At 62.5% G+C, this 23675-nt stretch carries 10 protein-coding genes; 1 reads left to right on the top strand and 9 read right to left on the bottom strand.

Features of this window, described 5'->3' with window-relative positions:
- Positions 1 to 223 precede the first annotated feature (223 nt).
- Positions 224 to 1114 carry an HNH endonuclease gene (locus tag ABD210_RS18265; protein ID WP_344112831.1) on the top strand — a complete coding sequence of 297 codons (891 nt, stop codon included), beginning with the start codon at positions 224 to 226 and terminating at the stop codon, positions 1112 to 1114.
- Positions 1115 to 1792: 678 nt separating this feature from the next.
- Here ABD210_RS18265 and ABD210_RS18260 read toward each other — a convergent pair.
- From ABD210_RS18260 to drmD, 9 genes are all read right to left on the bottom strand, one after another.
- Entirely contained in the window at positions 1793 to 2992 is a 1200-nt protein-coding gene (locus ABD210_RS18260; protein WP_344112829.1) for a GmrSD restriction endonuclease domain-containing protein, read from the bottom strand.
- Between the two features lie 951 nt (positions 2993 to 3943).
- Positions 3944 to 6034, bottom strand: coding sequence for a UvrD-helicase domain-containing protein (locus ABD210_RS18255; protein ID WP_344112828.1), 2091 nt, complete (start codon positions 6032 to 6034; stop codon positions 3944 to 3946).
- A 1-nt stretch (position 6035) separates the two neighbouring features.
- Complete coding sequence (locus ABD210_RS18250) at positions 6036 to 7601, bottom strand: serine/threonine-protein kinase (RefSeq protein ID WP_344112826.1); 1566 nt, start codon at positions 7599 to 7601, stop codon at positions 6036 to 6038.
- A complete protein-coding gene (locus ABD210_RS18245; RefSeq protein ID WP_344112825.1) occupies positions 7598 to 9550 on the bottom strand; it encodes an N-6 DNA methylase in 1953 nt (650 codons plus the stop codon). The genes ABD210_RS18250 and ABD210_RS18245 overlap by 4 nt, the downstream gene beginning before the upstream one ends.
- On the bottom strand, positions 9550 to 10353 hold the full coding sequence (gene drmC, locus ABD210_RS18240; RefSeq protein ID WP_344112824.1) for a DISARM system phospholipase D-like protein DrmC: 804 nt from the start codon (positions 10351 to 10353) through the stop codon (positions 9550 to 9552). The genes ABD210_RS18245 and drmC overlap by 1 nt, the downstream gene beginning before the upstream one ends.
- A gap of 23 nt (positions 10354 to 10376) precedes the next feature.
- Positions 10377 to 12281, bottom strand: a complete 1905-nt coding sequence (gene drmB, locus ABD210_RS18235; protein ID WP_344112822.1) for a DrmB family protein — start codon at positions 12279 to 12281, stop codon at positions 10377 to 10379.
- The gene (gene drmA / locus ABD210_RS18230; protein WP_344114118.1) at positions 12278 to 16045 is read right to left on the bottom strand and encodes a DISARM system helicase DrmA; all 3768 of its coding nucleotides are present in this window, start codon (positions 16043 to 16045) and stop codon (positions 12278 to 12280) included. The genes drmB and drmA overlap by 4 nt, the downstream gene beginning before the upstream one ends.
- Positions 16046 to 16062: 17 nt before the next feature.
- Complete coding sequence (locus tag ABD210_RS18225; protein ID WP_344112821.1) at positions 16063 to 20151, bottom strand: Eco57I restriction-modification methylase domain-containing protein; 4089 nt, start codon at positions 20149 to 20151, stop codon at positions 16063 to 16065.
- Positions 20148 to 23288, bottom strand: coding sequence for a DISARM system SNF2-like helicase DrmD (gene drmD, locus ABD210_RS18220; RefSeq protein WP_344112820.1), 3141 nt, complete (start codon positions 23286 to 23288; stop codon positions 20148 to 20150). Before drmD ends, ABD210_RS18225 begins: the two co-directional genes overlap by 4 nt.
- Positions 23289 to 23675 lie beyond the last annotated feature (387 nt).

Raw genomic sequence — 23675 nt, 5'->3', positions numbered from 1 at the left:
GCACCTCGTAGCCCAGAATCTGAAGTTCACCCCAGTCCGCAGCACGCGTGGATCATCGGTTCAGGGTGTTCATGGTTACGGCCCACCGAGGTTGCCGTCTTAGTCAACCGCGTCACAGGCTGGCTGCGGCTCCGACTTGGCGGTCAGTATGCCCCGACAGTTGGCTCCCCGTCATTCCGTAGGATCACGTCGACAAGAGCCGCGTCTCAACGGAGGCCAAGTAATGGGTTTGGACCTTTCCGCCGACTTCGCCCTCCGCAACCAAATCATGGTTCGGCTGGCGCACCTCCGTGATCAATCAGGCGGCACGGTTACCCGCGACCAACTGACCAACTTCGAGATCAATGGCGAGCGGCGACGCCTGATCGATGCGTCCCGGGGAATCTGGAATCCTCGCGACCTCAACGCAACCCTGTCCATCGTCAGTTCGCCGACCGGTCCGTACGACGACCGCCAGGTCGACCGCGGCTTCTTCCTCTATGCATACAGGGCCGGCTCGACCGATGGCGATAACCGCAAGCTGCGACAAGCGATCGGCCTCGGTGCGCCGCTAATCCTGCTACACAAGCTGGAGGCCGGCGTCTTCGTACCGATCTTTCCGGTGTTCGCGATCGCCCACGACGACACGGCCCGGCAGTTCATGATCGCTCTGGACGAGTCACTCCGATTCATCGAGCACCCGCAGAATCTGTCCGAGCCAGTCAAGCGCTACGCCGAGCAGGTCACACGCCGGCGCCTCCACCAGGAAGTCTTCCGCGGCTCAGTCATCAGGGCCTACCAGACTCGATGCGCCGTCTGTCGTCTCCAGCATGGCGAACTCCTCGATGCCGCGCACATCGTGCCAGACTCCGAAGAGGCCGGCCTTCCACTTGTTAGCAACGGCCTCAGCCTCTGCAAGATCCACCACGCGGCCTACGACCAAAACCTGCTCGGCATCCGCCCCGACCGCGTGGTCCAGATCAACAAAGCCCTGTTAGCGGAGACCGATGGCCCGATGCTGAAATACGGCCTCCAGCAGATGCACGGCGCAACTATTTCGTTGCCCCGCCGAAAGGTCGAGCAGCCGAGCGCCAAGGCTCTTGAGTGGCGATATGAACAGTTCAAAGCAGGTTAACCTAAGGGACATGATTCCTGCCGACTCTGCGTGGTCAGCGCGCCCGGGCCGGGTAATCCCGATTGCCTGCCCTCAGGCTGTCGTCAGGACCCTACGCCAATCGGGCTAACAGCTTGTCCACGGGCGCGAGTCCATCAACCAACGAGGTCACATCCCTCCTTTCCTGGACTGGATCAGGAAGCAATTGGCTTCCGACGCTTCGATGCGCGGTATCCCCGCGCCGTCGCCCGAAGCTGTCCATGTCGGCCAGCCATTTGTGATCGAGATCGCTAAGTCGAACTCCAACTGGCAATAGCAACTGAAGCACATTACGCTCTCGTATACCGTGGCTTGAATTTATAATCCGGTAGTGCTCAGTGACCGCGATCTCGACTTGAGAATCGAGATCCCCCACTTCACCAATCGCATACTTCTTGAACTGACGCCCATAAACCGAACATGCTGCTGCCACTGGTCGGGTAACTATTCCCTTCGATCGGTAGGTATCCAGCCCACGCTTGAGTGTATTGCTGGCCAGATCCTCCAGACAAGATTCCAACTCTGCATGAGCAAGCAAGCGAAAGCCAAGAGTGGCATCTAGCTGACGATTCGTATAGTTCCCAGTTGGATCAGGGCGAGGGAGTCGGCGCTTGAGAACTGAAATTCGAAGCTTCAAGCTTCGATATCGCTGACTTGCCATCAAACCCCCCGGCGTACAATTCGATTGTTTATCAATTCCACGCGAGGAGCGACCGGGCCCAGCACCTCGGTCAGGGATTTCGACCAGAGCGCAAGACGCGTATATGTTGCAGTGATACTCTTCGTCGTTGATGTCGTCGCTTCAGCGAATGCTGAGCTGGCGGATAGCTTCTCGAAGGCTGAACGAGTTGCAGCGGCCTGCTTGAGCGCTTTTACCCGTACCTTGGGATCCGCGAGGAAGAGGACCTGCACGTCGAAGATCGCCCGATTAAACCGATTCTCGTAGCTCGATCCCACATACCTGCGAAATACATTCTGCCCAAATATTTCGATACACGCATCGATGGCTTTATCCAAACTGTGCGCCGAGTCGACGATCCGGTCCGACTCGGCATCCCAGCGAGCATTGAGACTCTTGCAGGTCAAATCCAAGAATTGCTTAAGATTACCCGAGTAGTCTTCGAGAAAGTAGAGGAATGAGAATGCTCTTGTCATCAGCTCCGCATCACGCATCCGAAAATCGGGACCGCGAAGACCCAAGGCGGCACGGAACGACATGCTCTCGAAAGAGTACTTGTCTACGAAATCGGTGAATGGGCCTGGATGCAGAGCCTGACGCAGCTCCTGGGGGCTTAGCGGAACGCTACCAGTATTAAGTCTATGGAAGACCAAATAGAGATATTCTTCCGACGGCCAGTTCCTAATGACAACGGTCCTGATTGTCGAATTTTCGAGCGCATTGAGATCGTTGTTCCAAACGGGCTCATCCTGGAGCTTAGCAAAATTCACGCCATTGAGATCCGGCCGAAGCGTCAGGCGACTGAGGGTAAAGCTATTGCGTGCCGAACCGTCCAAGAAGCCAGCATACTGGGCTAGCGATAGTAGCCGCTGCTTCCCATCAATGACGATGTAACGACCACGCTGCCCCGGCCGCTCCGCCAGTACAAGCTGAGGAATTGGAATTCCCATCATTAGGCTCTCGATGAATCTGCTTTTCCGATCGACAGTCCACGCATCGCGGCGCTGGAAGCTCGGGTTGAGCTCGATGTTGCCACGTCGCAACTGATTCAGAATGGTCTCTGCAGTCCAATCAGTCGCCGCAACTACCGCATTTGAAGCATCCTCTGCTCGAGCATTGGAGTCATCCTCAGACTCATCACTCGGGTCGATTTCAAAAGTGTCACCGTCGGATAGACTCAAGGCACGCTCCATATAATCAGTTGCGACTAGAAGGCACTACATTAATTGAGTGTATGAGCCATGTCATGGCGAGCATACGCACGTATATCGCATCAGCGCGGGGAACGTTACTGAGGTCACCGAACGGTGCCGGCGGCTACTCAGATAGAGCCTGGCGCAACCCACCAGGCTCTCCACGATCCCCCCGCTCTGCGCGTCGTTCGCCCACAAAAGTCGGGCTGGAACCCCGTGGTGTGCGGCGAACCGCACGTAGTGCAGAGGCCTGACGACCTTGTTCGCGACCACCCTGCGCTTGAGGCAGCCCATCCGGTCGGCCAGCACCCCGGCCGAGGGTCTCGAAACACTCCGTCAGCCAGGCAGCGTCGTCTCGGCCCGCTCGTGCAGCGCGAACGGCACGAACCGGACCCGGCGCCAGGCCATCACCGCGCAGAACGCGTAAGCCGCCCAGACTGCGCCAGTCGATCAGGAGATGCTCCCACGGCGACCATACCGCCTGCCTCCACGGTGGTTCTCCCTACGCCACAAAGCCTGTCTCCTCCGCGATCACTCGGCGGAAGTTCCGCGCCGACCGGCATCGCCAGGGGCCCGCGCGACCGGCAATGCCGCTCCGCGGTGATCCGGCCCTGCGTCTTGGCGACGCGCTCGGCCACCAAGCCCATGACCAGGTCGTGGCTATGTCCCGCAACCCCCCCGGGCGCACCACCGCCGGACTCGTGCGGCTCGATCACCCGCTTCACCGCCTTCGCGGTGATGCCACTGATCACAGCGGCACCACAGAAAGGGCACACCTCTCGATAGGCCGAAATGTGGTCCATCCGTTCCCTCGCAGTCTTCAATGGAAGCTTCCGGCCAACACGACGAACGGGCGATGGGGGCTTCTGCCTGGCCACCAGCGTTGACCTCCACTAGCGGGGGACCCTCACGGCCATGGACACTATGTATGACTCCAAATCAGAGAACGCGCTCGATGAATTCGCTGGGCATGCCGTGCCAGGAGACGTACAGCTGTTCTCGGGCACGAGTACAGGCCACGAAGAGGAGACAGCGCTCGCGTTGCAGACCCTGTAGGTGAGTCGCCCGGTCCTCCTCAATCGGAGCGACAGCACTTGGCGGCGGAACCTGCTGCGCCGTCACACCGACGACTGCCATGCAGCGGAACTCCAGCCCTTTCATTCGATGCATGGTTCCCACTGAGACAGCATTCACGCCTGCATGCGAATCCGTAAGTGCATGGGCCTCGATCTCCGACCGCCTCAGCTCCATTACCACCGTGTCCACAGCGCCGTTCGACCGAGCTGCGATGCCAATTTCGCTGGGCTCCACTCCCGCATCCATCCAGGCCCGGACCTGTTCCACGAGTGCACGCTGTTCATCGGTTCGGCCAAGGAACCCATTGAGTTGCGGCGGCACGCCGTGTGTCTCGCAGCGGTATCCGGCGACCGTCTCCGAGCCGCCGTCCATGTCGTCGATTGCCTGACCATGCAGCATGTTGAGACTCCAGGCAAGGATCTCGGCCGTAGTGCGGTAGTTGACGGTCAGCCGAACCGACCGTCCCGCGATGTTCATGCCCACATTCTTAAGGCTGATGCGATGTTGGTAGATCCGTTGGTGAGTATCGCCGGCGATAAACACGTCATCCGGTGCGTGCGGGACTGTTGCGCGCAAGAGGCGCCATTGACTCGGGCTGAGATCTTGCGCCTCGTCGACAACGACATGGCGGAACGGTTTGTCGTCCGCTTCGCTCAACATAGCGGCGGCTTCAGCCTGCACAGTCTCGTGCGTCCAGAGTCCAGCGTCCAGGAGTCCGCGCTGGAAGATGTCGATGGCCTCCCAGACTTGAGAACGTTGGCGGCTGCCCAGTGCCCGCCCGCGTCCTGTGCGCTCGGCTTCTAGATACGCATCGCAGTCCGACAGCTGCTGGGCAAGCACGACCTGTCGCCACTCCTCAGCCAAGAATATCTCGCTGAGGGGCAGCCTCAAGCTTCGACGGATCTGACGCCAACGCCGCGTCTCGTCCGTCGCGGAAAGCATCTTAGGCTGCCCCAGCCGCTGTCGGAGGACCTGGTGCGCCAGCTGGTCAACGTGCTGCACCGTGATTCTGTTCCGAACTCTCGGATCATTCACCAGGAGGTCGAGTCCGAGCTGGAGGGACGTGGCGAGTGTCGACGTGAAAGTGGTGACGAGAACACGACCTTCACCTTCACGGGCAAGATGATGCGCGCGATGCATCGCCACCACCGTCTTGCCCGTGCCTGGGCCACCGGTCACACGAGCAGGACCGCGGTACGACGCGTTCGCGACCTTGCACTGGGAGGGATGCAGGTAGACGCGCCACAGTTCCAGCGGGCGCCGAAACACTTCAAGCAGCTCTGCTGACCCAGACACCAGTAGTACGCGCTCCGCCGTACGTTGGACCGCGGCGTCAACGTCATCCGGATCGATCTGCTCATCGGCTTGCGGAGCGCCTAGCTCGCTCCAGACTTCTTCGGGCGTCAACCCCGCGGCGAGTCCATAGAGAGCCTCCCACTGATGTTGTGGAAGGAATGCCCTCGCCGCCTCGAGCTGCACGATGTCGGTTAAGACTCCGGCGAACTCCCGGGTCTGGTCATCCACGCCCAAACGACGTAGATCCCCGTCGCCAATGTGGGAGAAGAGTCGCTCGTCCTTGCCGCCGGCCGCTCGACTCAGCTCGGGTAACGTCGCGTCGATCGCCTCGACATCCCTGATCTCGATTCGCCCGGTCACGGTGTTGACCGACACCTGGCGGCGCTGCGCCCAGACATAGGCGTCGTCATGCGCCAGAACTTTCAGCAACGTGTAGGTATCGCCGGACTCCGGAGCCAGTACTACGCCGCGCCAGAACTTGTCGATCCGGATCGACCGCAGTCGGTCGTCGCGCGCGTTGCCGACCTTCTCCAGATGGATCCCCGCATGAGTGGCCTCATCGAACTTCGAGAACACATCGGAGACCCGATCCTGAAGCTTGCGGTCCAATCGCGCGAAGTCACGCAGGAATTCCCTGTCGATCGCCAGTCTTGGCATCTCAGCCCTCCGTCCGTGGAATCCCGTGAAGCAGGTCGCGCACCTTGATCGTCAGCGGGTCGTCTACGCCACGGAGCTGTTCGAGATCTGCTAGCAGCTCGCCGAGCAGTTCGGCAGACTCCTCGGTGCGACCGGCACCGAGCTGCAGAAGTCCTATCTGTCGTCGCAGTTCGAGAGTCCTCGAGTCGTTGGCGCCCAAGACCTGATTTTCGTCATGCAGCAAGCCTTTCAGCTGTTCGATGGCCATGCCGGACTGCCCGATCAGCGCCTGGCAGGTAGCCTCCTGCAGCCGGCACCTAAAGACGAGGTCGTCATGAGGACCCCGTACGTCGACCAGGTCTGTTCCAAGCTGGTGATAGATCGGCCCGGCGGCACGATAGTTCCCACCTTCGAAGAGCACATCAGCCAACTCGAGACGCAAGCTCACCACATCCGAATCAACGGCGCCGAGTGCCCGCGTCGCCGGCTCGGCGAGAGCATCCAACACTTCCGCGGCTTGACTAAAGCGGGACTGATTAATCAGTTCCGTCGCCTCCACACGCGCCCTCGCTAGCTGCCCACGGCTGAAGGCACCGAGGTTGACCTCCGGCTTAGGTTCACCAGCGGTCGCCGTGGTCGATGTTGGCGCAGTATCGGGTGCGTCTGAACGACGTCGCGCTTGGCTGAGGGCAGCCGCGTACATGCGCACTGCATCGTGACCGTCCAATGAGCGCAGCACCGGTGGCAGAGGCCCAAGGTCGGCAATGAAGGGGCTGAGCCGATCGAAAACTATCTCTGCGCTCACGGGGCGATCGTCCGACTTCTTCTCCATCAGCTCGAGGACCAGTTCATCGAGAGCCTGCGGAACCTCCGTACGACGACGCCGGACGGCGAGAGGGCGTTCGCTGACTTGCTTGTTCATGATCGAGTAGGGCGTTGGACCGGTGAACGGCTGCCGCCCAGTCAACATCTCATGCAGGGTGCACCCCAACGCGTACAGGTCGCTCTGTGGGCCGCTGAGCGCCGCCATGACCTGCTCGGGTGCCATATATGCGGGCGTTCCGATCGTCTGACCGGTCCGCGTGATCTGGGAGACGTCTCGGAGATCCAACGCGACGGCGAGTCCGAAGTCGAGGACCTTCACCGTGCCATCCGGACACAGCATCACGTTGCCCGGCTTGAGGTCACGATGCACAAGTGACGCTCGATGGGCGATCGTGAGTACGGCACAGATCTGGGCAGCGATGGTGGCTGCCCAGCCGATCGGCAGCGGCCCGTTCTCCGCGACAACGTCGGCTATCGTCGTACCGTTGATTCGTTGCATTACGAGGTACGGCCGATCGTCGTCGGTGCCCACGTCGTACACAGCCGGAATGCCGGGATGCTCGAGCCGCGCAGTGATCCGCGATTCGCGCACGAATCGGCGCACCAATTCCTCATCGCGAGTGCCATCAGGGAATCGCAGGAACTTGACCGCGACCTCTCGCTCCAGTCGGACATCCCGGCCGACCCACACCTCCCCCATCCCACCACGGGCGAGCGGCAAGGCCTGCAGTTCGTATCGTCCGCCGAGCACGCGGTTGGTCATGCCTCGAGGACCCCCTGAATCAAGCCCAGCCGTGCAGTCCGAATGAGCTTGGTGCTCATCTCTTGTAGCTCCGCCAACCTCGACTCGACCGCCGCCAGGTCCTTGAAGGCCGCGCCCAGCCGACGCTGGTCGTCAATGGCCAGGCGGGGCACACGTACCCTCCGTGTATCAAATCGTCCCGAGACACTCGACGCCCGCGCAGATGTCGCATGCTCAGCCGCGCGCAGGCAGCCGGCCAGAAACTCTGAATCCATGCGGCTGGGATCCGGCCGAAGCATGACCAGGTTCGGCCCTAGCAAGGCGCCGCCCTCGGCGATCACCCGCACTCGACCCGCCCGCAGTAGGGGCGCAACGACGTCACCGGGGCGGAGCTCGACAGCACCCGGCACCGACCCGGCATGTTCCGACGGGGGCTGACTATGCCTGAGATCTCGAGCCGTCAATACTGGTCGACCGTCGTGGCCGGTATCCATCTTCATCGGTGCCTGGTGAATTTCTATCACGCCGGCCTTCGACAACTCACCGACCGTCGTCAGGTTGAGCTGCTCGGCGGCTTGTCCCTGAGACAACCGCGGTAGGGCATCCTCCAGAGTCTCGACGATTTTGCGCCAAGCCGCCTCGGACTCCACATACGCGCCGGCATCGGACGGCTTCGACATCTCGACCTGACGCGCCGGGCTGAGGTCGATCTCATCGTCCAGCAGATCGATCACTCGTACGGCGCGAGCACCGTCACCGAGCACCTGGTCGGATAAGAACGCCTGCCATGTCGCCGGCAGGTCGATGGACTCATGTGATCCATCGACCATCAGCACGCTCTGTGGGATCTCACCGCCATCGGGCTTGACCAGGATCCAGAGATCCCTTGGCCCGACAACACCAGACCCAGACACCGGCAGCCCGATGACTGCCCGCAAGAGTCCGCCCCTGAGCAAGTTCCCCCGGATTCGACGACCGGCTCGGCGACTCGCCACCGCGGCCGGGAGTACGAGAGCACCCACCCCACCTGGACGCAGATGAGCAATGCAGTGCTGCAGCCAGGCCAGCTCGGGCTCGGAACGTGGAGGCAGACCAAACGCCCATCTCGAGTCAGCGATCAGATCGTCGTAGCCCCATGCCCGATCGACAGCCGGCTCGCACGCCACAAGATCAACGAGCTCACCGTGGAATGCATCCGCCCTGACCGCATCACCGACCGAAACCTCGACCTGCGGGTGACCATCAAGGATGAGTCTGCTTGCACAGATACGGGCCGCGAATTCGTCAGCATCCTGGCCCAGTAGGCGGCTACCCCCAGCTTCGCGAAGGGCCTTCAGGAGTGTGCCGATGCCGCAGGACGGATCCAATACCGATCCACCGGAGCCGATGGCGGTCGAAGCAATCTTCGCTATCAAGTCGATGACTTCTGAGCCTGCAGTCACTCCACGACGTGCACGCGTCTCTTGGTATTGCTCGCAAAGGCGCTCATACGTCGCCGACGCACCATCCGTCGAGGCAAGCTTGGCCGCTTCCTTGAAGAGCCCCACCCAGCTGTCAGGGAAGCCGTCGAGGTCCGTCCTTGGGAGGTCCGGATTTCGAGCGATTGCGCTCTCGAGCGCGGCAGCCACCTTCTTATCGGTCCCAACGGTCGATCGCGCCCACACCTCCGGCTGACGCTTCGCCACCACGAGACACGCGCCGATGTGGCCGACGAATTCGCCTAGGCGAATGTCGTCCACCGTCGTACGGACTCGTTGCCAGAAGCGATCGGCCGGCGAGAGACGAAACGACTTGCCGTGCGCGTCGAGCCAGGTTTCAACCTGATCGAGTGAGAAGAGCGGGCTGCTGGTCGTGCCACCGACAGGCTGGGGGAAGTCCGAGTACCTACGTCGCCAATTGCTAACCGCTGCGCGTCCGACACCGGCGACACGCGCTATGTCTAGGGCCGCGATTGTGACGTCCGATGCCATCAGCCGACCGCCGTTCCCGGCTCGCCGACCTGAAGACGGCACAGAGTTCCCGATGACTGCAGCTGAGTGACATGCTCGGCCGCGCGCTCTGGCGCCGTACCGCCAGTGACCAGAAGGCCGGCCTCCACGTTCTTCGCCACCCCTGCCTGGGTGAGATTCGCACTCGATACGAAGAGGATCCGACGATCCGCAACAGCGAGTTTCGCGTGCATCTTGGCACCTGGCTCCGTCCGCTCGCTGGTCGGCCAGTGCCACAGCTCGATGCCTGGGACGCCGAGAAAAGCGGTAGCGGGCTCTCTGCCGACGATCGCGCCACCTGCGCCCTGCAGGGTCTCCACCACAACCGTCACAGTGACGCCGCGTCCGTACGCGCCCCGTAATGCGGCGACCAGCGGCGGATACTCCCTGGCGGAGTACGTCATCAACAGAAGGTTGTTCTCGGCAGCAGCCACGACATCTGTGAGTACCTGTGCAGTTGAACGCACGGGCACGCGGTGGCTGCTCGGGCCACTCCACACGAGCTCTACTCGCACACTATTCGCCCCCCGGATATAGCCGGCGGCGACGCCTCGGAGCAGCGCAAGAGACTCGCTCTGCGGGCTTCCTGACGATTCGATGGCGGCGTCCAGCGCGCCCACCGAGTCGGCATACTCCCCGCTGTGGGCTGTAGCCAGGAGGATGTCACGCGACATGCCGGCCGCGATCCGATCCAGGACCCCGAGCAGCCGATTCGATCCCCACCTCTCGGCGAACGCCAAACCGATCAACGCGACCCGGTCGGAGACGTCACCCGGCGGCGACATCTCCCCCTCCCCCACTGATCGATTCACGGCAGGTCCCGGAACAGCGCCAGATCCGAGTTATCAATCGGTACAACGAATCGGCGGTCGAGGAACCGGTTACCGCGTTCGCAGGTGGTCTCGGACAGGAACAGGCACACATGGCACGCGGCGCCGTGCAGAAAGTCAGCCGGTTTGTGGGGAAGACGCTCGGCGCAGAGTGGGTCCGACGAGCAATGCATCGCCCCGTGGAGAGCCTGCCGAACGAGCCGCTCCAGAGTGCCCGGCTCGGCCTGCGAGACCAATCCGCCCAGCGTCCCCTCCGCGTCCGGAACCGCGGTGTAGATCAGGATTCCGGCACGCGCTTCACCGGTTTCCGTGGTCGTGTAGATCCGCTCTGACAGGCTCGCGGAGTTGTAGCCGCACTCAAGCGCGATCGTCCGAATCAGGAGGTGAGAGAACGTATGCAGCGCGATGTAGCGCGCCCCTGGCCAATGCTCGAGCGGGTCAAAGCCGTGCGGCAGCCGATCGGAGTATCGATTCTCACGGAAGCGACCATAGGCATCCAGGTGCAGACCAAGCTCAGTCGATGATCCGACTCGCGCCTGCCAATCGGCCACCAGATCCTCCGGCAGGCGAAGGAAGATGCCCTCTCCGCGTACCTCGGAACCTGGAAGCCAGGTCGGCTCTCCACGAGATAGCGGCGCTCTGGTGACGAGATCAGGATCCTCCGGGTCCGGCGCATCGAGCCTGGTGAAACCGACCAATGCACGAACCTCACGAAGGCGCTCGACCTGTACTACATCGGCAAGCACGTCCTTGAGCATTGCCGGTACGCCGTTGGGCAACCGCGCGATCGTGAAATCGTCAGACGGTTCCGGTGCGCGGTCAGCCGTGAAGACGGCCCACTCCGGAGCAAGTAGGTCAGCATAGGCGTCCTCTATGCCAGCCTGTTCGACTGCCCCACGCTGGCTCTCGATCGCGTCCCAGATCTCACCGTCCGTCCATTTCTCGAACTCTCGGAGGGCCGGTACGACGGTCCGCATGTACGGCATCATCGCCAGACCTGGCAAGCCCTCCAATGTGCCCCAATGAGCCTCGACCTTGGATTGAAGTTCGTTCTCGCCCGGCTTCGGCACCGCCAGCGCACTCAATGTCTGGGCAAACCACTGATTTGACGCACCCACGACGAGAAGCTTGGTTTCGTTGTCGCACTTCTCGAAGTTGTTGCCCAGGTGAGGATGGCGACCTCGGCACAGCGGCAGGTTCTCCTTGCCCCGCTCGCCGAGCGCCTCGCGAATGTTCCGGTTCGCGTCGCATGCCAGGCAGGTGATCTGCACGTTCGCTCCAAGCATTCCGCCGCGGTCCTCCATTCGCAGCCTCGAGTGTTCTCCCGCAGGACACCCAGCCCCCTTGTGGACGAACACGGCGTACGGGAAGTCGTCCAGATGGCCGGACTGGCAGGCCAATACGAATCGGGCGGCAACAGCGAGAGGCGCGCGTCCGCCGCTCTTACGTCCACAGTTGCCGTGGAAGAAGCGGGCATCGTGCGGGCGTCGTACCCGGCTGTTCTCGAACTGGAACGCGCCCGACGCGATCGCTGCCAGCTCGTTGCAAGCGGTGCAGCGCAGCCACCCTGGGAACGGTATGACGGGTACGCCGATCCGCAGCGACGGGTCTTCGCCGCGCATCTGGTCGGTCTCAGGAGCCCATGGTGCGGGCCGAAGTTCCTTCACCGAGCGGCCGGCCAGTTTGCGCACGGCTCGCATCAGATGTGGTGGGACCTCAGCCAGCGTCAACGAGTCAGTCGGTACGCCGATGTCGCGCCACTCGTCGAGCCCTTGAACCAGGACCGAGAAGTTCGGCAGGTCGACCAACGCGCCAACCCCGCTGGTGAACATCAAATGGCTTGGGCGAACCGAACCTACGCGGCGGATATGTCTGCCGTTCATCGCTCCCCCTCGTCACCGTCATCGTCGCCCACTGCGTGGTCGTCGTCGTCCGCTCCATCCGATGCGACAAATGACCAAGAGGGTGCGGCATACATCGGCGTGAAGAGCTGCTCACCTCCGGGGATGAGTAGGTTGATGTCGGGCTCCGTCTCGCGCATGGAGAGGCCCACGGTCAGGACGTCCCACTTCCCTGCGCCTGCTCGCTCCAGCAACGGCTGCAAGTTGGACTTGTCTTTGCGTGCTGCTTCGTAGGCGAGCCTTGCGGGCCGGTTCTTCTTCTCTTTCCAGCGGTCGATGACCGCTTTGATCCTCTCCTCGAGATGAGCCCGACCACGGGTTCCATCGACATGCTCTGCCCGCGCGGCCAGCCGCTCGATCACTTCCTGAACCACTGGCGAATCAAGCGGCACATCGTGTGCATCGATGTCATGCGAGAAGGTTGGATCCGCGTGCCGCACCGCAGTGACGAAGGTCGCCGCGGCACCACGGTCCAGTGCCCGCCTCGTATAGGGCGTGACCGACAGCGCCTCGACCTGCTGGTAGAACGTCGAGTGGTAGTGCGCGAAGTCCTCGAAATGCGCAAGATCGCGTGGTCGAGCCCAGTTGTACAGAGTGACGACGAGGCCCGGCCTCGCGGCATCACGTCCGACCCGAGAGGTGGCCTGGATGTATTCAGCCGTGTTCTTTGGCTGACCAGTGACGACCATCAGGCCGAAGCGGGATACGTCGACCCCAACTTGCAGCATGGACGTGGCAAGCACGACATCGACCGGGTCGCGGCTGTTACGGCGGCGATCGCCCCAGCGCTGAGCGACGTCATGCGGACTGCGTCGCCCCTTGCCGCTGCTACTCAACGCCTCACGAAACTCGTTGGCGATCGCGGTACGACGATCGCTGGTGTCCAGGCTGTCCTCGAACCCGATCTCAAGGCGCGCCAGTACCTCACTAATGTCGGCGGACGAGATTCGCGAGGTCAGCTCCTGGATGCCGAGCATGCCGGTCCTGGTCACGATGCGATTGGAGATGCCCCGCATGCGGCGTCCGGCGCTTCGTACGCGAGTCGTGACGTCGTCATCCAGGTAGCGGCGCATGCCGGCGAGTTCACGAATTGCGTTGAAGTAGCCGACAATCGTCATGTAGGGGTCGACCGGCTCACCGAAGCGGTCGAACATCGTCTGCCCGGCGAGCAGGAGAATCTCGGCGAGCCGAATCTCCGCCGCCTTCATACGCACGCCGTGGGCGCACACTCCGAGGTACCGCCGACCGGGCTGCTTGGGTGTCACCTCAACCTGGCGCGAGAAGAACGTGTCCCTGACATCGTTCACCTGTGGTGGGAAGACCGCGAGCTCTCGAGCGAAGATGCCGAGCACCTGCGCACGGGCTCGCTTCGTGGTCGCCGTCGACGCAACGATCTTCGGCGCCGTGTTGTGGATCCTGCCGTCCTTGTCCTGGAACTTCCACGTGCACAGCTGATCGATAGCTGCTTCGAACAGGCCAACCGTCGTACCGAGTGCTCCTGAGATCAGGTGCAGCTCATCCTGGATGATGAGGTCCGGCGGACGCAGCATGGCGACTGGACGACTTGTGACAGCCGGCAGTCCGTTCTTGCTCTTGTTATGCCGGCTTCCGCATTTCGTTCGGGCGTCCAGATCCGTATGCCGGTATCCATGCCTCTCGCAGTAGTCCGTGACATGACCGAACAAGTGCCCGGCGAACCCACGCCAGGGAAGCTGGGCCAGCTTGTCCACGGTAGCGATGACCAGGCTCGGCGCGTAGCGGTAGACCTCTTCATCGACCGTGAGGATCGGAAGGCCCTCACTGCTTTGGCGGCGAGAGAACGGGCAGGCATCCGTGCCCTCACCGTTGGAGCAGTAGAGGTACACGCGGCGTGCCTCGTCGTCCGGCTTGAGGTCACGCTCGGTTCGAAGCTGGGTTCCGCACCAAGGGCAGGTCAGTACCTGCAGAACATTGGTGTGTCGACCATCCCCGGATGCTCGTGCCTCGGAGATCTGCGTCGCCGCGTCGTCGTACCAGTTGGGTGAAACAGCCGAGCCAACCCACAGGCCGATCCGGAACGGCTCACTTCCCCAGGTCTTGTCGTCCTTGCGACGAAGTACCTCAGTTGCGCAGATGAGTGCCGACGCGCGCTGGAACTGCTGTGCGGTAAGGAGTCTGAGGGTGTAGCGCATCAGGACCGCTGTTCCGCCGTTGCCGTCGCGCTTTGCGTCGCCTGTACCGACGACCCCCTGCAGGCGTCGGATCCCGAGCGTGTACGCCGTAAGGCCGAGGTACGCCTCGGTCTTGCCACCACCGGTCGGGAAGAACAGCAGGTCGACAATCGCGGTCGGATCCGAGGCACGCTCAGGGTGTGCCGGATCAGTCAGCGACGGGAGGTTGAGCAGGACGAAGGCGAGCTGGAACGGCCGCCAGGAGGCTGCCTTGACACCCTCACCCTCGACCTTCGTGAGTGCCTCCCGGTAGGTGAGGCCCTCGTCCTGCCGCTTGCGGGCGAGCGTCGTGTGTCGACGCTGCATCGCCATCGCCTGGTTGGCGAACCTGAATGCATTCAGCGCGTCTTCGTGTCCGAGCGCCGTCTCATCGGTGAGGAGGCTTACGCCAGCTTGGATCCGTGTTGCTGCTGTGCGGGCTGCCTCGATCGCCGCTCGTGCGGCCGGCTGTAGGCGATCGGGGAGAGCCTCGACCTCGCTCTCGCGTTCACCGATCCAATTGCGGTACTCGTCGACAAGAGGGCTTAGACCACCACGAAGCTGCTCAGGTCCCGCCTCGCCAAGCGCGTCCATCGACAGCTCTAGATCATCAAAGATCTCGTCAGTTGGTGCGACCGTCGCCGGCACTTCGTACGACGGCAGCCAGGTGGTCTGCAACTGATACGCAGCCGTCTGGCCGTCCCTGACCTGAGCGTCGACGGCGACATTGCGGCCGTTGGCGTATCGGTGCTGATGTCGATAGAGCAGCTGCAGATGCAGATCCTCGGGATCCTCTAGCGGAGCGCCGCTTGCCTGGCTGACGGTGGCGGCCGGCTCGACCGGAAGAAAGATCGCCGCTTCACCATCGATCGCCGTGATCGTGAGACCGGTCTGGAACAACCAGGCAGTGTCCTTGTCACCACCGGCCGGCTCCGGCTGCCCGTTGATCAATGCCAGCTCGACCACACGACGCCCGTCCCGCGGTCTGATCGTGACAGCCAGCTGTACACCAGGCTCAGCCTCTTCGGTCGCGGTAAGCGCTAGACGATATTGCGATTCGTCATCGAGGCGGATGGCCTTCTCGTCTTGGTGTGCCTCGCGCTGCCACTTTCGTTTGGGCTTGCCGTCCTCTTCGGTGACTTGCCGCCGCTCGTAACTGGCCCACTGGTAGCGCACGTTCAGTACGTCGACTTCGTCCGGTACTGCGAACGACATCCCCATCGACGAAGCCCAGATCCGCCCCAGGCTCTGCGGGGTCAGAATCTCCGGGAGTTCGGGGTCCCTTGCGTCAGCCTCCACGCCGATCTGCGTGTCCGGTACGTCGCTCGCGTCTGCGACGGCCGACCGCGCTTCGTGCCGCGGACCGAGCATCCCGATGAGATAGCGCTCACGCGGGTTCGTCCCATTCGGAAGCGCCTCGTCCTCCTCACCCCAGGGGCCAAGCAGGTCGCGCCGCAGTAGTTCCTCGATCTCATCCCGGACCTGGTATGACGTCCCGCTCTCAAGGTGCTGGTCGTCGTCCAGCACTGAGCTTGATTCGTCGCCGGGCTTGACCATCGTGTCCCCTGTCCCCATCAGAACAACACCTCGTCATCCGAAACCGGCTTAGGTTTGCGCTTGCTGCCCTTGCCCTTCTTGTCATGCAGGCCGGCTGCGACTTCCTCGGCATAACGAGCATGATTCAACTCCAACAACCGATCAAGGATCTCCTGCCGCACGGCAGGTCCGATGGTGTAGCGCGTGTAAGCACCGGCCTGGTGGAATCCGTGATCAAGCCCCTGCTCCACCATGTCATCCCAGCCGTAGGCACGTATCGTCGCCACGTCGATCTGACGGTGGATCTGTCGCAGCTCGTCGATCTCACCGTCGCGCACGCCCTCGTCGAAAACAGCGTTGTATAAGTTGGTGAGTCCGATTCGCCGGTGCAACATTACATCGCGCCGAAATGTGTCCAGCCGATCACCAAGCACTCGCATCTCGTCAGTCAACCGAGAGAGCGGAAAGGTCTCAAAAACGTCCGATGGCGTGTATCGAATAGTTGCACCCAAGCTTGAGCCTCGCGTCGCAGTCCACCAGAAATGAAGCTCACTGGATAATTCCGCCAACATCGCCGCGTCATCCGACCCGAACACGACAATCGCATCACTGAGAACTTGACCAGTTCGAATGAACACGGGAGTAACCGTCTTCGTATGACGAGTCAGCGCAATAACCCGGTCGACTGACTTCATTACCGCATAGAGCTCCCCCCGTGAACGCTGATAGCGCCACCAATATTCGCGTGCCCGCGCTTCGCTGTGGCTCTGTCGCCCTGGACGGACCAGTGCCTCCACGTGAGCGAAGCAGTCGACATAAGTCGCAGCACGGTCCTTGGGCCAATCATAGAAATTCACTACCCATCTAGATGCCGAAAAATCCGGTCGCGAGTTAATATCATCGCCAACCAAGAATGGGAACAGAACCTCGGAGTTCCTCAATTCGCTAGCCAGCAAGGCTTTCGCTCGATCGGCATCCATCGTGAAGCCCATACCATCTAGCTTCGAGCCCTGGTGCGCCACTCCCTTATTCGCAAACAGGCGGTGCGGGGAACCTTCGGCCCTGGATAGTACATCCAGGGATGAGGTGATTCCAACAACTCGAATACCATCCAGCGAGATAGCGGCGTCGCGCGAAGGCGCCAAGGATGTTACCCACACGACACAATATTCAAGCATCGCGGAGCGCGACGGCCAGCGGGCGCTTTTTATGGCCGACCGAATCGTCGCCCCTTTGGACACAATCTGGTCGAGGCCCACTTCCCGGGTGTCCCCCTGCGCCAGCGAGTTGGTCGCGATGAGCCCTAGCTGACCGCCCGCCCTAAGAAGTGACTGTGCCCTGAGCACAAAGTAGGCAACTAGGTCACAGCGGCCGCCCGCGCGCACTCCCTCAGCGATCCCCTCCGCTAGATAGTCTCGATAAGCGGCGCCAAGGGGAGCACTGATCTTCGTACCCCCAAGGAAGGGCGGGTTGCCGATAATCGCGTCGAACCCACCAGCCTCAAAAACCTCGGGAAACTCGAGAGGCCAGTGCAGCGGTGCGCGACTGAAGCCGCTGTCCCCCTGGTCCGTGGCCAGCCACCGCTGCCGTCGATCCACCAAATCGACCTCCTTCGACTGGCGGGACTCAGCTATTAGCCGAGAGGACTCCAGGGCTGCGACGTCGAAGCCGGATACCCCGCGCTTCGCATTCGCCAGCGACGCACCGATAAGCAAGTCGGCGAACAAGCCCAGCTCGCTCATTCGTGCTTTGGAGTCGCCAAGCATCGCGCGCTTGGCGTTCAGCGCAGCGAGCGGATCAGGCCCCCACACGTCGATCTCTGTAAGTTCCCGCCGATCCGCGGCCACGTCGGCCACCAGAGCTAGCACTCCCGACGTCCAGTCGAACATGGCGTCCTCACGCAACACACGTCCACGCTTGGGATCGAGGTGCATGTATTCCAACTGCTCTACCGAGGTGATCCCCAAGAGCGTGTCGCCAGAGATCAGCCGGTCGTCTAGGAAGGTGAAGGGCCTCTTCGGATCCATCGAAACCAGCCAAAGCGAGAGCTTCGCCATCTCGACGGCCATCGGGTTGATGTCAGTTCCGTAAAGGCAGTGCTCGATGATCTGGCGTCGAGCCTCGATGACCAAGGGATCATCTTCGGCATCGATGTCGCGTTCGCGCGCAAGGCACTCGCCGGCGCGGGAGTCGCCTTCACGAGACCACGCTTCGACTAGATGCTTGCCCAGGTAGCGAGCTGCAGCGACCAGGAACGCCGCTGAGCCCATCGCGATGTCCGCGACCTTGAGTGACAGGATCTCGTCGCTCGACTTCGGCTTCCATAGCTTTTTGTCCGACGTCTCCAGTGGGCCGGGCGAGTACACCAGCGGCTCCAGCGCGCCATCAACGACCTGCTCCGCGAGCGAACGCGGCGTGTAGTGCGTGCCGGTTGTCTTGCGCAACGACGACTCGGTTATGTAGAGCCCGCCCGAAAGAACGACGATGGGCAGGCCACGCAGATCGGCGCGGATGAGTTCGGCAAACGGCAACAGCCGTTCGGCAAGTGGGTAGTTCCCTCGCGTGACCGCGAGCAGCCGCTTTCTGGCCTCCTCACGTTCCAGACCAGTCAGCGGCGTTAGGCGCTTCTGAAGTGCAGCCGTCGATCCGACCTTGGAGTCCTTGTACTTATCCGCAAGTGCTGAAGCCAGTGCCGGCACGTCGGCGTGGCCGGAGGCGAGCGACTCCAAATCTCGCAGCAGTACCTCGTCTTCAAGACCCTCCTTGCCGATCAAGCCCACTACGACATCGTCGGCGTGATAGGCGTCGAACGACAGGAGACCCTCGTACACGTAGCCGATCTGTTCGACATCAAGCGATCGGAAGCTCAGTGCACGCCGCTCCTTTGAGCGTCCGCTGCCAATCTCTACGTACTGGACAGCTCGCAGCATGTGCAGCACGGTCCGGTCGTCGATAGTGTGCGGCATCCATGGGTACTCGTCTGGGTTGAACAGCGAGCCGTCATGCCCATGCATGACCAACCTCGGATGCTCGAACCCGCTATACACAGCAGCAAACAAGGCCAGCAATCGATGCCACGCACCGTGCGTGTTCTCAAGCTCTTCCTCTGTGCCCTGGAGGGCGCGCTCTTCGAGCTCAGCGCATAGCCGGCCCGCCGAGTAGGAGGTGGCATACAGCTCATTGTCAGACGGCAGGAGCTTGCGCTCCTCGGCGAAGAGCAGGAACACGATCCGCATCATCACCGAGACCGCGCCTCGGTACACGTCGTGCGCCGCCACACCGGTCAGGCCGGGCTCATCACGTTCGCGAGCCTGCAGATCTGAGCGACCCATCGCCGCCACCAACAGCTCGACAGCCTGTCGCACCTGGACGCCGAGCCGCTCGGTGATCTCCTCGCCGGCCGCTTCGCTCGCCTGGAACAGAGCGGTCAAACTCTCGTCGTCAGGCACTCCGAAGAACCGCTCGCGGTTGAGCAGCGAGCGGAATGCCCGAACCACATCGCGCTCAGCCGCCTCTTGCCATGCGACAGCGTCGAATACAGCAGAACCAGTGGCCTTGCCCTTCGGCGCATAGACCAGCGCCCACCAACGTCCGTTCGTCACCAGGCCGAGCTCGACCCCATGCCGCCGGCAAAGCATCGCCATTCGATCCACGGGCGTCGCAGACCACTCGGACTCGGCAACACGGGCCGTCGGGTGTTGCGCCGGATCGACAACCAGGCCGAGCAATCGTGCGCTGTCAGGCCTCGGCTCCTCCCCCGACCCTGACAGCACAAACGACGGGACGAGCAGCGCGTCATGCTCGCCGACCTCAACGCGGAATGCCTCCAACTGCGAGGTATGCAGGTCATCTGCCCAACCGAGCAACTCACGCAGCACGTAGTCGATCCAGCCTTGCTCGGCGACCTCCGATTGAGCATCGCCAGGTGCGACAATCTCCTGCCAACGGGCATGCTCCAACCGCAACCGCTCCCGCTGCTTCCCGTCGAGCGCGTCCAGGCTCGGCCACGTCTTGCGCAGTACAGGCAAGCTAAGGAACGGACCAGACACCTCCACAAGCGCCAACCAGTTGCGGTGTTCCTGTGCGGAGTCAGGCGCCTGCCTGCCCCGCCGATACGCCGCGCTCATCGGATCGCCTCGCGCCGCGGCACAACAAACACGATCGCGACCGGGAACTGATGCGCCTGTGGATCTCGATAGCGTTCGGCGACTAGCGCAAGTTCGCGTTCTCTGGTCTCGGTGATGCCCGCGAGTTTGGTCTCCCAGGACGCCCGGTCCCGGCGGTACTGCGCGACCTCATCGGGGTTCTTCAATTCGAACGTACTGAATAAGGTGTCCTCGTCATCGTCCTCATCGGCCAGCTTGTTGCGCAGGGTCGCGGCGAACTGGTCAAGGTTCGCGGTGATGCGTGCCTGCTCAGCCTCCTGCCGTTGCGCGAGCTGGCGCTCCAACGATTCCTGGCGAGTACGGGATCGCCAGTCGATTGCAGAGAGCAGACCGTCGTTGATGCGCGTCCATCGATCCGCGAGGCGCGCCTCGACTACATCCGAGGCCGGCTTGCCGTCTGTCAGTGCCCGATCGAGCAGCTCACCGAGAACGCCCAGATTCTCAAGCCGTCGGAATCGCCCGGCTTCAGGCGCCCACCCACCGGCGTACAGGACCTCTTCGTGCAGGCGCACACCGTCCGATCCGACCAAGACAAACCGCGAGTAGGCACCAACCAGAACGTCTTCGAGCGCCGGATCGTCGCTGACGACCGCAGCCACTCGATGGAGTCCGATCTCCGGATTGGAAACGCCTGCGCGCAGCAACCGGGTCGACATTGCGACCAACGGGTGGTTGAGGTGGGCAAGTACTACGTCGTCGCGACCGCGAGCAACATCGCCGTCGAAGGTCACCGGAAGCTGACGCGGATCCTCGTCTGGCCGATCGAGCTTCTCGAACAGCCCGACTGCGGCCCGCTGCCAAGACCCGGTCAGCGGCGGCACGTCGTACAGACCCTCGGCAAGATCGCGCTCGTCGAGATGCGAGATCAACGGCTGCTGCCGAGCGAGCTCAAGTGCAGTGTCGACGACTCGCTTGACGCTCGACGGCGTGATGTTCAGCTCGTGGGTGGTCTGATCGATGCGATCGCGGAGTCGACGCACCTGGTCCCGGACACCAGAGGTCGCCTCGGCCGGAAGGTCGCGTGCGGTGGGCTTGCGGATCTTCTCGACCTCGATATCGACCCGCTGACCAAGCATCCGGCGCTGGACAGCATCGGCCAGGACGCTGTTGACCGCGCCGAGGTCTTCTTCCATCTTTGCGACCTTGTTCGCCACTCGCGACAAGAACTCGAGATCCGCTTCGTAGGAGTCGACCGCGTGATCCCAGCCGGTACCGACGAAGTGGCGGATGTCGGGCGCCTTGGTCTGGCCGTAGCGATCGACGCGACCGATTCGCTGCTCAAGCTTGTTGGGGTTGAAGGGGATGTCGTAGTTCACCAACCGGTGGCAGTAGTTCTGCAGGTCGATGCCTTCGCTCGCGGCGTCGGTCGCCAGCAGAATCCGGACTGCATGCTCGGCCGGCTCCTTCTGGAAGGCCAGCCGCAGCCGCTCCCGCTCATCGGTCGGTATGCCACCGTGGAGCAGCTCGAGCCGCTCCCCGCCCAGTCCCTCCTGACGAAGGATGTCAGCGAGCCACCGCTGTGTGTCGCGGTACTCGGTGAAGATCACCACCCGCTCGTTCGTCCAGTCCCTATCCGGGCGGCAGATCGCCCTCAGATAGGTGACCAGCTCGCGCGCCTTCGCGTCTGGCTTTGCCTCCTGCGCAAGGGCCCAGGTCTCTATCCGTTTCAGCAGTGCGGCTTCTGCGTCATCCGCTGTGGGCTGGAGGTTCTCGGTGCGCCCAATGGCGTCGTCCTCGGCGTCGGCGAGCTGCTCGTCGTCGTACGTTGCCGTGTCCTCGAAGAAGTCTTCCAACCAGTCAGGTACTTCGTCTTGGGCCGCAGTACGCCGCGTGCCACGCTTCGCGCTCAGGGTTTCGATGTAGACGCCGACCGTGTGGGCCAGAGCGGCAGGACTCGAGAACATCCGCTTCTTGAGGAGCAACGTGACGAGGTCGGTCGCCTTACGGCCTCCCTTTGTTGCCACCCGGGTCCGCCGGATGCGCGCGAACTCAGTCAGCAGAGCGTGGATCTCGCGTTCGCTCTCGGGATAGCTCACCGGGATCGCCGTGGCGACACGCTCGACGAATCGAGGAGTGCCATCCGCGCTGACGATGTCCCGCTTCAACCGCCGTACGACGGTGTCCTTCACAGCGCTGCGGTCAGGCTCGACGCCGCGGGCGAAACGCTGATCGTCGAGGATCTCGAGCAGCGCGGTGAACGACTCCTGGTATCCGTTGTGCGGCGTTGCCGACAGGAACAGCCGGTGGGTGAAATGAGGTCCCAACCAGCGAATCAGCTTGGTCTGCTGGGAGTCGACGGCATACCGCTGCTTGGGCGCCGCGGGGGCGACGTGATGCGCCTCGTCCAGGATCAACAGATCGAAGGTGCGCGGGTACGACGGTCCTTCGGCCGGCACCACCTCTCGCAGGAGGCGCTCGGCCTTCTGTCCGCGCAACCACGGCAGACTGACGATGGTCAGCGGGTAGATCTGGAACGGATTCGCGGCGCTTCCATAAGTACGGCGAACTTCGGCGCATCGCTCAGAGTCCACGATCGTGAAATCGAGGCCGAACTTCTCCGACATCTCGTCGTGCCACTTGAGGGTCAAGCCGGCCGGGCACACGATCATCACTCGCCGAGCGCGGTGCCGAAGCAGCAGCTCCAGCGCGACAAGTCCGGCTTCGATGGTCTTACCGAGGCCGACGTCATCGGCCAGGAGCAGGTTCACTCGAGGCGCTTCGACCGAGCGAGCGACTGGCTCGAGCTGGTAGTCCTCGATGTCAACGCCTGATCGGAACGGCGCCTGCAGCAACCGAGCATCCGCCGAAGTTACCGCTGACCAACGGACCGCATCGAGGAAGGCGGCCAACCGCTCCGGCGGATCGAAACGCCGCGTCGCCACTTCAGGGAGGGAGCCACTCGGCAGCACTCGGCGACCAGGCTCAACCTCCCAGATCACCTCGAGCGTATCGCCGTACCGGCCGTCCTCGGTGCTCTGCAAGGTGACCAAAGTGGACGACTCCCCCGCGTCCACCTCTCCCACGATCCAGCGCTGACCTCGAACCTCCACCAGAGCGCCGATCGACAACCCTTCCGGCCTCTCCTGCTGCCTCGTCACCGAAGCAGTGTCGTTCCCCATTTCATCCCCTCCGTGTCGCCGATTCCGCGACCGTCTGTACCCCTGCGCAGTCTCTCAGGCATGGGCAGCCGGTGCACGGCGGCTACGCATTGTGTCCTCGTGTCGTGATCTGACACTCCCGCTCGAACGAAACTCTACGACAGCATCATATCCGACGAAAGTCTTGTGAACTTAGTTCACATGTGCTTCGATCATCTCGGTTGGGGGAGGAGCCAGCCGGGCCGGCATCTGGGGGATCCGGCCCGGCTGCGCAATCCGTCACGCCGTCATCGCCGCGGCTTGGCCGCACACCATCACATCAAGGGGAATCCAATGGCTCAGCCGTATCCGCAGTACGCTCCCTCGCCAAGGAAGCGTCGGAAGTGG

Origin of the sequence: Kribbella alba, from assembly GCF_039529635.1 — a bacterium.
GTDB classification, from domain to species: Bacteria; Actinomycetota; Actinomycetes; order Propionibacteriales; family Kribbellaceae; genus Kribbella; species Kribbella alba.
Note: the sequence above shows the minus strand (reverse complement) of the source record. Positions and strands in the feature narration are given on the sequence as shown.